The organism is Alcanivorax hongdengensis A-11-3, from assembly GCF_000300995.1.
GTDB classification, from domain to species: domain Bacteria; phylum Pseudomonadota; class Gammaproteobacteria; order Pseudomonadales; family Alcanivoracaceae; genus Alcanivorax; species Alcanivorax hongdengensis.
In genome coordinates this window covers 19,931-30,478 of record NZ_AMRJ01000034.1, presented here as the reverse complement: position 1 = coordinate 30,478, position 10,548 = coordinate 19,931, and the positions used below count along the sequence as shown (strand labels likewise).

Below are 10,548 nucleotides of genomic sequence, written 5' to 3'. Positions count from 1 at the left end.
ATTTATCCCAAACTGTGGGACAGCAGTGGCCAATCGGCGGGCTTTTTTTAGGTTCATCGCGGAATCGCGGGAAAACGTACAAGGTCGGACGTCAGAGGTCGGACGCCAATCTCAACCCCGACAGTTGGCGTGGCACTGAGATTTCGAGGCACCTCCTGCACGCGCGCACCTATGCCCCTCTCCCCAACCCCTCTCCCGCAAGGGGAGAGGGGCTTAACATCTAAAGTAAACAGCATTGCCACAGGGGACGAGCCGGTGAAGATTTTTGAGGTTCGTGGTTTCAGCCTATCGCGTCCGACGTCCGACCTCAGACGTTGGACCAAGCCGATTTCCCCCCTAATCCGCGATGAACCTTTTTTAATCGGCCCATGGCCCGAATCAGTATTCCTGCACGCCTTTCTTGTCACCCACCAGCACGATATCCGCCGGCCGTTTGGCGAACAGGCCATTGGTGACCACGCCCACCAGGTTATTGAGCTGCTCTTCCAGCTGGATCGGGTTCATGATGTTGAGACCGTGCACGTCCAGGATCACGTTGCCGTTGTCGGTGACGAAGTCCTTGCGGTACTCCGGCCGCCCGCCCAGTGCCACCAGTTTGCGGGCCACGTAGGAGCGCGCCATGGGGATGACTTCCACCGGTAGCGGGAAGGCGCCGAGACGTTTGACCTGCTTGGAGCCGTCGACAATACAGATGAACTGACGGGCCACGGCGGCCACGATCTTTTCCCGCGTCAGCGCGCCGCCGCCACCCTTGATCATCTCGCGGTACTTGTTGACCTCGTCGGCGCCGTCCACATAGAGCGGCAGCTGGTCCACGTCGTTGAGCGAAAAGACCTTGATGCCGTGGCTTTCCAGACGGGCGGCGGTGGCATCGGAGCTGGCCACGGCGCCCCTGATGCGACCTTTCATGGTGGCCAGGCCATCAATGAAGTGATTGGCGGTGGAGCCGGTGCCCACGCCGATGATCTCGTCATCGCGGACGTAGCGCAGTGCTGCCTCGGCCACCTGTTTCTTCAATGCATCCTGATCCATGTGTGCTCCCGGAATCTGTGTGCGGGCAATTATAGGGCAGAGCCGGGTCAGTCTCGACCCTGTTTGCCGTCTGTTTGCGTGCCGGCAATCGCATTTGTGCGGCGCAGGGCCTAGACTAGACAGCTTCACTGGCGCCAGGAATCGGATTGCACTCCATGCTCGACAAGTACGTTAAACGCATCCTCCAATCGCGAGTTTACGACGTGGCCGTGGAAACCCCCATTCATGCCGCGCCGCTGATTTCCAAACGCATTGGTAACCGGGTGCTGCTCAAGCGTGAGGACCTGCAGCCGGTGTTTTCCTTCAAGCTGCGCGGTGCCTACAACAAGCTTTGTCAGCTCACCCCGGAGCAACTCGAACGGGGCGTGATCTGTGCGTCCGCCGGCAACCATGCCCAGGGCCTGGCACTGGCGGCGGCCTCCATGGGTGTCAAGGCGGTCATCGTGATGCCGCGCACCACGCCGGATATCAAGGTCAATTCCGTGCGTGCCCGCGGTGGCAAGGCGGTGCTGCACGGTGACAGTTTTGACGAGGCACTGGCCCATGCGGAAAAACTGCGCGAGCGCGATAACCTGACTTTCATCCACCCCTACGACGATCCGGACGTGATTGCCGGCCAGGGTACTGTGGGCATGGAGATCCTGCGCCAGCAGAGTCGCGAGCTGGATGCCATCTTTATTCCGGTGGGCGGCGGCGGGCTGGCTGCCGGGGTGGCCGCCTATGTGAAATACGTGCGCCCGGAGGTGAAGATCATCGCCGTGGAGCCGGAGGATGCCGCCTGCCTGAAGGCGGCCATGGACAAGAAGCGTCGGGTGACCCTGCCGGAGGTGGGGCTGTTCGCCGACGGCGTGGCGGTCAAACAGATCGGCAAGGAAACCTTCAAGGTGCTGCGCGACAACGTGGACGAGGTGATCACCGCCACCACCGACGAGATCTGCGCGGCCATCAAGGATGCCTTCGAGGATACCCGTGCCATCTGTGAGCCGGCCGGCGCCCTGGCCCTGGCCGGCCTGAAGAACTGGGTGGCCAGGCACCAGGTGCAGGATCAGACGCTGGTGGCGATCCAGAGTGGTGCCAACGTCAATTTTGACCGCCTGCGCCATGTGTCCGAGCGGGCCGAGCTGGGCGAGCAGCGCGAAGTGGTGCTGGGCGTGACCATTCCCGAGCAGCCCGGGGCGTTCAAGGCGTTCTGCCAGGCCCTGGGGCGCCGTGGCATCACCGAATTCAATTACCGCTACAGCGATGACCGGGATGCCAACATCTTTGTCGGCATCCAGCTGCGCCCGGGCGGCGAAGAGCTGCAGAGCCTGCTGGTGGAGCTCGGAGAGCGGGGCTATCCGGTGGTGGACATGAGCGGCAATGAAATGGCCAAGCTGCACATCCGTCACATGGTGGGTGGCCATACCTCCCGGCAGGATCTCGAGGAGATGCTGTTCCGGGTGGAATTCCCGGAGCGCCCCGGCGCGCTGATGAAGTTCCTGCAGTCCCTGGGTGAAAAGTGGAATATCAGCCTGTTCCATTACCGCAACCACGGCGCGGCCTACGGTCGGGTGCTGGTGGGGTTCCAGGTGGCGGCCGGCGAGCGCGGTCGTTTGCGCGCCGATCTCAAGAAGGTGCCTTACCCGGTGGTGGAAGAAAGCGACAACCCGGCCTACCGGCTCTTCCTGAACTGAACCCGGCTCATCGGAGCCGGGAAATCGACCGTTTATCAACCATTCGCGGCTTTTTTGTTATTGATTGGTTAGCAGTGGCCCCTAACTGCTTGACTTTACATTTTGAAATGATCAAATTTTGACCCACTTGGCATTATGTGCAAGGCGATCAGACTAAAGTACTAACCTTGCTGATGCCAATGCGTCAGTTTTTTGACAGTGCTGTACCATTTTTGTGTTGGGAAGTGACAATGAATAAAAAGCCGGATGCCCTGGTGCTACTGGCAGTGGTCTTCGGGCTGGGGGTGCTGATCAGCAGCCTCACCCACGGTGGTAACGAGCCGGATTACAAGCGCTACGCAGATAGCGCCGGTATCACCGTTAGCGCCACCGCCATGTCGAATCAGTAACAATGCCGTCTACCGGCTGGTCCCAGGGGGCCACCGGTAGCGCATCCCTGCCCAGTCTCTGAAAATCATATCCCGTGGCCAGCAACCGTGGCCGTCTTGGTCGGCGCGCCAGCTGCGCCAGCGTTCGATCGTAATAACCGCCCCCCATGCCCAGTCGGTAGCCCTGCTCATCGAAGGCCACCGCCGGCAGCAGAATGCAGTCCAGTGCCCACAGGGCGCGGCCCCGGTAGCGATGGGCCGGTTCCTGAATGCCGTAGCGGTTGGCACGCAGGCTGCGCTGGCGATACCAGCGGCGAAACTGCAGCTGGCCACGGTGGATCGGATCCAGCCAGGGCAGATAGGCGATGCTGTGGCGCAGGCGCGGATGGCCCAGGGCTGGCAGCAGGTCCAGTTCGCCGTCGGCGGGCAGATACAGGGCGATATGACGGGCCGGCCGGTGGCCCAGGGCGGCAATCAGTTGGGGAACGAAACGGCGGCTGGCAAGGCGGCGCTGGCCGGGCGTCAGGGTGCGGCGTTGTTGCCGGAGCTGTCGGCGCAGGGTTTTGCGATCGGACATGGCCTGCCACGCTGGAAAAGAAAAGGTGCTTCCCGGTCCGCCGCTGCGGATTTGGCCCTTGAACCGTACGGTTCAAGGTGGAGGCAGCAGCATTGCCCTTAGGCTTTCCGCTCATTGGGCGGACTTGCACACGGACAAGGCAATATATGCCCCCGGGTATTACTTTATCGGCTCAGGGACATCATCCTCTGGCGAACGGGCCAGGAAACACTCGCCGCTATTATAACAGTGGTATCGGGCAGGGTCAGTCTTGACAGGGCAGGGATTTTGTCGGCGTCACAGCTTGCTGCGGGCATCCTCGAACGCCTGGATTTCCGCTTCCAGCCGGTTGAGCAGACTCTGCACCCGTGCTTCGCTATCGGAATCACTGGTCAGGCTTTCCCGGGCGCGCAGCAGCTCGTGGCTCATGTTGAGGGCGGTCATGATGGCGATGCGCTCCAGGCCGATGACGTTGGCATCGCGCACTTCTCGCATCTGCTTGTCCAGATAGCGGGCGGCTTCCAGCAGGTGGTCCTGCTCGCCGGCCGGGCAGGCGACCCGGTATTCCTTGTCGAGCAAATGAATGACCAGGGAATTTTCGTTAGACATGACAACCGCTACCGCTTGACTGTAAGAAGCAGGCTCAGGATTCCTGCTCCAGGGATTTCAGGCGCGAAATTATCGCCTCTACCTTGGCCCGCGCCACATCATTTTTTTTCACCAACTGGGCACGTTCTTCCACCAGTTTGGATTCGCGCTCGTGCAGTGCCAGGTTTTCCTGCCGCAGCCGCGTGCTCAGTCGCAGCAGCTCTTCCACCCGGGCTTCCAGTTGCCTTAGTTGTTGTTCCATCTTCATGGCAAAATGTACGCTGTTCGCCTAAGGTAAGCTCCCCTGCACCTTACCACCTGTTGCCGGTAAAGGCGCCCCACTTGGATTGCAGGCTTTTTGTACTATAGGTGTGGGGTTGGTAAGGGTCAATGAAATTCAAGTGTGGTAACCACTTAGCGCACATTTCTCATGTACTCCACAACCCGAGGGCGGGATAACATCTGATGTCCGATAGTGTGAATTTTGAAGCCCTGGCCCAGGGCCTGGCCGCCGCCGGCGTGGCCCACTCCCCCAGTGAACTGCACGGGGTGATCACCGGCCTGCTGGCCACCGGCCATGGCGGCCATGACCCGGAGCTGATGGGGGTACTGGCCGCCCACGCGGATCTGGACGGTCACTTTGACGCGGCCGTGAGTGAGCAGTTGCTCGCGCTACGTGATGCGACGCTCAAGGGCATGGACGGCACCGGCCTGGATCTCATGCTGATGCTGCCCGGCGACGAGGAAGACCTGGGCCTGCGTGTGGCGGCCCTGGGGCAGTGGTGCGAAGGCTTTCTGGTCGGTTTCGGTACCGGCTCGGCCAACACCAAGGACAAGGACCTGTCGCCGGGCATCCAGGAGGCGCTTTCCGACCTGGCGGCGATCAGCCAGGTGGAAACCCCGGACGATGACGGCGATGACCAGGAAGACATGCTCGAGCAGGTGGCCGATCACTGCCGCATGGCGGCGCTGATGATTTTCACCGAGCTGGTCATGCGCCACCGGGACAAACCGGCGCCGCCCACCGACATGACACCGCCCACACGCCACTGAGTGAGCCCTCGCCCTCTGATGCCGTAGCAAGGAGCCCGATTCAATGACGATCAGTGCCAAGGAATATGCCCGCCGCCGCCAGGACCTGATGGCGACCATGGGCCCCAACAGCATTGCCATTCTGCCCGCCGCGCCGGAGCGTACCCGCAACCGGGACGTGGAATACCCCTACCGGCAGAACAGTGACTTCTGGTACCTGACCGGCTTTGGCGAGCCGGAAGCGGTGATGGTACTGCTGCCGGGGCGAGAGCATGGCGAGTATGTGCTGTTCTGCCGCGAGCGCGATCGCACCATGGAGATCTGGAATGGCTACCGGGCCGGGCCGGATGGTGCAGTGTCCGACTTCGGGGCCGATGATGCCTTCCCGATCAATGATATCGACGAAATCCTGCCGGGCCTGATCGAAGGCCGTGAGCGGGTCTACTATGACCTGGGCCACGATGCGGATTTCGACCGCCGCCTGATGGGCTGGGTCAACAGCATCCGCGAGCGGGTGCGCAGCGGTGCACAGCCCCCGGGGGAATTCGTTGCCCTGGCCCATCACCTGCACGACATGCGCCTGTTCAAGTCCGCCGCCGAGGTGAAGATCATGCGCAGGGCCGCCAGCATTTCCGCCGGCGCCCACGTGCGCGCTATGCGGACGGTCAGGCCTGGCATGGCCGAATACCAGCTGGAAGCGGAATACCTGCACGAGTTCATGCGTCATGGATCACGCAGCCCGGCCTACCCGAGCATCGTCGGCGGTGGCGCCAACGGTTGTATCCTGCACTACATCGAAAACAGCCAGACACTCAATGACGGTGATCTGGTGCTGGTGGATGCCGGCTGCGAACTGGAAAATTACGCCTCCGACATCACCCGCACCTTCCCGGTCAACGGCACCTTCAGCAAGCCCCAGCGGGCCCTCTACGAGCTGGTGCTGGCCAGCCAGTATGCCGCCATCGAGGCCACTCACCCGGACAACCACTGGAATGTGCCCCACGAGGCAGTGGTGAAGGTTCTTACCCAGGGGCTGGTGGACCTGGGCCTGCTCAGCGGTGAGGTCAGCGAGCTGATCGAGACCGAAGCCTATCGCCGCTTCTTCATGCACCGCACCGGTCACTGGCTGGGGCTGGATGTGCATGATGTGGGCGACTACCGCATCCAGGAGCAATGGCGCCAGCTGGAGCCGGGCATGGTGCTGACCGTGGAGCCGGGGCTCTACGTGGCCCCGGACGATGACACCGTGGACGAGCAGTGGCGTGGTATCGGTATTCGTATCGAGGATGATGTGCTGGTCACCAAAGACGGCTGCGAGGTGCTCACCCACGAGGTGCCCAAGGACGTGGCCGACATCGAGGCGGTGATGAGGGGCAATGGATAGTTGAGAATGGATAATTGATAACGTGAATCTGACAGGCAACCCCTGCCATGAAGCCGCGTAAGTTTGACATTGCCGGCAGTCACAAGCGACGTGCAGAACAGCTGTAGGCAGGCCCGTCAGGGAGAGCGTGGTGAATACCCGACATGGCGTTGCGCGGTGTCAGCAGCCTGTTAATGCTGCATGATTTTGATGGCGCAGATCGGCGTTCGCCGATTTCCGCCCTACGAGTGGATATCGATGGCGGTTAGAGAGCAACAACCTTTGCTGATAGTCGGCGGTGGCATGGCCGGGGCCATGCTGGCGCTGCTGTTGCGTCATCATGGTAGCGGCCCGGTGACGCTGGTGGAGAGCCACCCGCTGACCCTGCCCGATGCGCCGCCGTTGACGCCCAGCTTTGATGCGCGCAGTACCGCCCTGTCCGCCGGCACCCTGCAGGTGCTGGACATGCTGGGGCTGGGCCAGGCATTGCGTGAGCATGCTGCGGCCATCCATACCGTGCATGTGTCGCGCCAGTCTCGGCTGGGCATTACCCGCATGCGTGCCGAGGAAGAAGGGCTCAGTCAGTTGGGTGCGGTGGTGGAAAACCGCTGGCTCGGTTATGTGCTGCTGCAGGCAGTCTACGCCGATCCGGCCATCACGGTGCGGGCACCGGCCCGCCTCACCGGCATCCGCCGCCGGGTGGATGGTTATGAGGCCACCCTGGACGACGGTGACACCCTGCATACCCCCCTGCTGATTGCCGCCGACGGCGCCAATTCGCAAACCCGGGAATGGCTGGGCATCAGTGCCCGGCGCACTGACCTGGGCCATGATGCGCTGATCGCCAACCTGGCGCTCGATGGTGATCACCAGGGTATCGCCTATGAGCGCTTTCTCAACCAGGGTCCGCTTGCGCTGTTGCCTCTGCCCGGCCAGCGAGTGGCGCTGGTCTGGACCGGGCCGCGGGCACAGGTGGATGACTGGATGCAACAGGATGACGACACCCTGCTGACCACCCTTAACGAATGCCGCCCGGCAGACGCGCCCATGCTGACCGCCATGGGCCAGCGCCAGCGCTACCCGCTGGTGCTCAGCCATGCCTGTGCCCAGGCGGTGCCGTTTGCGGTGGTGGTGGGCAATGCCGCCCACACCCTGCATCCGGTGGCAGGGCAGGGCTTTAACCTGACGGTGCGCGATCTGACCCTGCTGGCCGAGCAGGTCGGCGGTGCGCAAAATCCCGGTGATCTGACCCGGCTCAATGCCTATGTAGAGGCCCGCGAAGCGGACCAGGCCCTGATCGGCCAGGCGTCGCGCTGGCTACCGGAGCTGTTCCGTGTGCAGCAACCGCTGTTCGCCCACACCCGCCAGCTGGGGCTGGTGGCGCTGGATATTTTCCCGGGCCTGCGCCGTGGCTTTGCCCGCCGGGCCATGGGGCTGTAAGCGGCAATTGATAGTTGAAAATTGACAATGACAACCGGCGCTATCTCGCCACTGTAGGAGCTTGCCTGCAAGCGAATCCATCGAGTGGTTTGTGCGAAAAGCCCACAAGCGCCTGCAGCTCACGCGCTAAACGGTTTCAGGAACCTTGGATGACGGAACAGACGCAAGACACCATTGTGATTGTTGGCGGCGGTATGACCGGGGGGCTGCTGGCGTTGTTGCTGGCGCAACAGGGGCTGGCGGTGACGGTGCTGGATGGCGCGCCCGAGCCGCAGTTCCCTCAAGGGGACGCGCAGCTGCGGGTGTCCACGCTGACCGAAGCCAGCTATCACCTGCTGTGCCATGCCGGCGCCTGGCAACACCTGGATCCGGCGCGGCTGCAGCCCTACCAGGCCATGCAGGTATGGGATCAGGACGGCACCGGCGAGGTGAACTTCAATGCCGCGGAAGTGGGCAGTGACAGCCTGGGCTGGCTGGTGGAAAACGGCCATCTGACGGCGGCCCTGTACCGGGCCGGTGAGGCCCTCGACAATCTGGACTGGCGTTGCCAGGCCACAGTGGAGCAACTGCAGCGCCACGGCGATGGCTGGCAGGTGCACAGTGGCGGCCAGGTGTTCGAGGCGGACTTGCTGGTGGGCGCCGATGGCGCCCGTTCGCTGGTGCGCGAGAGTGCCGGTATCAGTGCCGGTCCGCGCGCCTCTGGGCACCATGCGCTGGTGGCCACCATTGCCACCGCCGAGCCCCACGGCGGCTGCGCCCGCCAGGTATTCATGGAGTCCGGGCCGCTGGCCCTGCTGCCGTTGTTTGGTGATGGTCACCGGTGTTCCATCGTCTGGTCCGGCTGGCCGGCGCTGATTGAGGAACTGCGCGCCTTGCCGCCGGAGGCCTTCGTCGCCCGTCTGCAGGGCGCCTGTGGCGAAGCGCTGGGTGCGGTAACCCTGGTCAGCGAGCGGCCCTGTTTCCCCATCGAAGAGCGCCATGCCAGTCAATATGTGGCCAGGGCTCTGGCGCTGGTGGGCGATGCCGCCCACGTGATTCATCCGCTGGCCGGGCAGGGGGTCAATCTGGGGCTGCTGGATGCCGGCGTGCTGGCCGAGGAAGTGGCGCGCATGCGTGGCGCCGGGCGTGGTTGTGCCGACCCGCAGGGGCTGGCACGCTATCAGCGCCGCCGGCGCGGCGAGAACCTGTTGATGCAGAATGCCATGCGCGGCTTCAAGGCCCTGTTCGAGCGCCGCGAAATGCCGCTGCGGCTGTTGCGCAACACCGGCATGCGCTGGGTTAACGGTGCCGCCCCGGTGCGACGGTTTTTCATTCAGCAGGCCCTGGGCCGAGGCGGCGATCTGCCAGCCCTGGCCCGTGCCAGTGGTCGGCAAGCGCCCCACTGAAATCGCCTTATTTTTCGGAGCAAAGGATATGCGTGTTGCCGCGCTGGTGATCACCCTGCTGTCGCTGCTGGCCGGCTGTAGCGAACCGACCAGTGACTCGCCCATGGTGGTCTACACCTCCCGGGACGATGCCCTGATGAAGGCGCTGTTCGAGGCCTACAGCGATGATAGTGGTGTGCCGGTGCGCTACGTGACCGGCAGCGCCGCTGAGCTGATTGCCCGTCTGCACCGGGAAGGGCGCAGCACACCGGCGGATGTGTTGATGGTATCCGACGCGGCCAACCTGTGGCTGGCCGCCCGCCGGGATGTGCTCAGCCCGCTGCAATCGGTGGTGTTGTCCGCCAATGTTCCCATGTACCTGCGCGATCCCGCCGGGCGCTGGTTTGCCCTCACCAAACGTGCCCGCACCCTGGTCTACTCCACCGAACGGGTGGACCCGCAGACCCTGTCCAGCTATGCGGCCCTGTCGGAACCGGCCTGGAAAGGGCGGCTGTGTCTGACCTCGGCGGACAACCTGGCCAATCGCTCCCTGGTGGCGACTCTGATCGCCAGCCATGGCACCGCCTGGACCCGGCGGGTGCTGAGCGGCTGGGTGAACAACCTGGCCACCCAGGTGTTTGCCAACGACACCGCCCTGATGGAAGCGATCATCGCCGGGCAGTGTGACGTGGGTATCGTCAACAGCTACCTCTATGGCCGTCTCAAGCAGGATAATCCCCAGCTGCCGCTGGCGTTGCGCTGGGCGGACCAGCGGGGCCAGGGCGTGCACATCAATATCACCGGCGCCGGCGTCACCCAGTACGCGCCCCACCGGGTGGCGGCCACCCAGTTGCTGGAATGGCTCAGTCAGCCCCGTGCCCAGCAGCTGCTGGCCAATGGCAACCTGGAGTACCCGGTCAACGCGGCGGTCAACCCGCCGGCGGCGGTGGCGTCCTGGGGGCGTTTTCGCGGTAGTGACCTGCCGGTGGCCCTGGCCGGCAGCCTGCAGCAGCAGGCCGAGGCGCTGATGGCGGAAGTCGATTATCCCTGATCGTTTTTGTACGTTCGTTCACATTTTTTACAATGCTAAGCCCTGTTGCTGAGACTATAAGCAAAGGGCTTACGTCACATT

The 10,548-nt window shown here is 63.2% G+C and carries 11 protein-coding genes and 1 other RNA gene; 7 read left to right on the top strand and 5 right to left on the bottom strand.

What is annotated here, in order from left to right; all coding sequences use genetic code 11:
- Positions 1-378 precede the first annotated feature (378 nt).
- Complete coding sequence (gene rpiA / locus A11A3_RS15265; RefSeq protein WP_008930230.1) at positions 379-1,032, bottom strand: ribose-5-phosphate isomerase RpiA; 654 nt, start codon at positions 1,030-1,032, stop codon at positions 379-381.
- Between the two features lie 155 nt (positions 1,033-1,187).
- Between rpiA and ilvA the strand changes: the two genes are divergently transcribed.
- Complete coding sequence (ilvA, locus tag A11A3_RS15260; RefSeq protein ID WP_008930229.1) at positions 1,188-2,705, top strand: threonine ammonia-lyase, biosynthetic; 1,518 nt, start codon at positions 1,188-1,190, stop codon at positions 2,703-2,705.
- 230 nt (positions 2,706-2,935) lie between these two features.
- The gene (locus A11A3_RS17835) at positions 2,936-3,094 is read left to right on the top strand and encodes a hypothetical protein (RefSeq protein WP_157375768.1); all 159 of its coding nucleotides are present in this window, start codon (positions 2,936-2,938) and stop codon (positions 3,092-3,094) included.
- Here A11A3_RS17835 and A11A3_RS15255 read toward each other — a convergent pair.
- The 4 genes from A11A3_RS15255 to A11A3_RS15245 form a co-directional block, all read right to left on the bottom strand.
- Positions 3,066-3,650 carry a 5-formyltetrahydrofolate cyclo-ligase gene (locus A11A3_RS15255; protein WP_008930228.1) on the bottom strand — a complete coding sequence of 195 codons (585 nt, stop codon included), beginning with the start codon at positions 3,648-3,650 and terminating at the stop codon, positions 3,066-3,068. The genes A11A3_RS17835 and A11A3_RS15255 overlap by 29 nt on opposite strands.
- A gap of 25 nt (positions 3,651-3,675) precedes the next feature.
- Positions 3,676-3,860, bottom strand: a non-coding RNA gene (ssrS, locus tag A11A3_RS17575) — 6S RNA.
- A gap of 66 nt (positions 3,861-3,926) precedes the next feature.
- Positions 3,927-4,238 (bottom strand): cell division protein ZapA, encoded by a 312-nt coding sequence (locus tag A11A3_RS15250; protein WP_008930227.1) that lies wholly within the window; start codon positions 4,236-4,238, stop codon positions 3,927-3,929.
- 34 nt (positions 4,239-4,272) lie between these two features.
- The gene (locus A11A3_RS15245; RefSeq protein WP_008930226.1) at positions 4,273-4,485 is read right to left on the bottom strand and encodes a TIGR02449 family protein; all 213 of its coding nucleotides are present in this window, start codon (positions 4,483-4,485) and stop codon (positions 4,273-4,275) included.
- Positions 4,486-4,682: 197 nt separating this feature from the next.
- Between A11A3_RS15245 and A11A3_RS15240 the strand changes: the two genes are divergently transcribed.
- The 5 genes from A11A3_RS15240 to A11A3_RS15220 all read left to right on the top strand — a co-directional run bounded on the left by A11A3_RS15240 (position 4,683) and on the right by A11A3_RS15220 (position 10,467).
- Positions 4,683-5,270, top strand: coding sequence for a UPF0149 family protein (locus tag A11A3_RS15240; protein WP_008930225.1), 588 nt, complete (start codon positions 4,683-4,685; stop codon positions 5,268-5,270).
- 43 nt (positions 5,271-5,313) lie between these two features.
- Positions 5,314-6,633, top strand: coding sequence for a Xaa-Pro aminopeptidase (gene pepP / locus A11A3_RS15235; protein WP_008930224.1), 1,320 nt, complete (start codon positions 5,314-5,316; stop codon positions 6,631-6,633).
- A 237-nt stretch (positions 6,634-6,870) separates the two neighbouring features.
- A complete protein-coding gene (locus A11A3_RS15230; protein ID WP_040297290.1) occupies positions 6,871-8,052 on the top strand; it encodes an FAD-dependent monooxygenase in 1,182 nt (393 codons plus the stop codon).
- A 149-nt stretch (positions 8,053-8,201) separates the two neighbouring features.
- Positions 8,202-9,437 carry an FAD-dependent monooxygenase gene (locus A11A3_RS15225; RefSeq protein WP_008930222.1) on the top strand — a complete coding sequence of 412 codons (1,236 nt, stop codon included), beginning with the start codon at positions 8,202-8,204 and terminating at the stop codon, positions 9,435-9,437.
- Between the two features lie 28 nt (positions 9,438-9,465).
- A complete protein-coding gene (locus A11A3_RS15220; protein WP_008930221.1) occupies positions 9,466-10,467 on the top strand; it encodes a Fe(3+) ABC transporter substrate-binding protein in 1,002 nt (333 codons plus the stop codon).
- Positions 10,468-10,548: the final 81 nt, after the last annotated feature.

Coding starts and splice junctions, on each gene's coding strand:
- rpiA (WP_008930230.1), bottom strand. CDS start 1,032: ATGGATCAGGATGCATTGAAGAAACAGGTGGCCGAGGCAGCACTGCGC.
- ilvA (WP_008930229.1), top strand. CDS start 1,188: ATGCTCGACAAGTACGTTAAACGCATCCTCCAATCGCGAGTTTACGAC.
- A11A3_RS17835 (WP_157375768.1), top strand. CDS start 2,936: ATGAATAAAAAGCCGGATGCCCTGGTGCTACTGGCAGTGGTCTTCGGG.
- A11A3_RS15255 (WP_008930228.1), bottom strand. CDS start 3,650: ATGTCCGATCGCAAAACCCTGCGCCGACAGCTCCGGCAACAACGCCGC.
- A11A3_RS15250 (WP_008930227.1), bottom strand. CDS start 4,238: ATGTCTAACGAAAATTCCCTGGTCATTCATTTGCTCGACAAGGAATAC.
- A11A3_RS15245 (WP_008930226.1), bottom strand. CDS start 4,485: ATGAAGATGGAACAACAACTAAGGCAACTGGAAGCCCGGGTGGAAGAG.
- A11A3_RS15240 (WP_008930225.1), top strand. CDS start 4,683: ATGTCCGATAGTGTGAATTTTGAAGCCCTGGCCCAGGGCCTGGCCGCC.
- pepP (WP_008930224.1), top strand. CDS start 5,314: ATGACGATCAGTGCCAAGGAATATGCCCGCCGCCGCCAGGACCTGATG.
- A11A3_RS15230 (WP_040297290.1), top strand. CDS start 6,871: ATGGCGGTTAGAGAGCAACAACCTTTGCTGATAGTCGGCGGTGGCATG.
- A11A3_RS15225 (WP_008930222.1), top strand. CDS start 8,202: ATGACGGAACAGACGCAAGACACCATTGTGATTGTTGGCGGCGGTATG.
- A11A3_RS15220 (WP_008930221.1), top strand. CDS start 9,466: ATGCGTGTTGCCGCGCTGGTGATCACCCTGCTGTCGCTGCTGGCCGGC.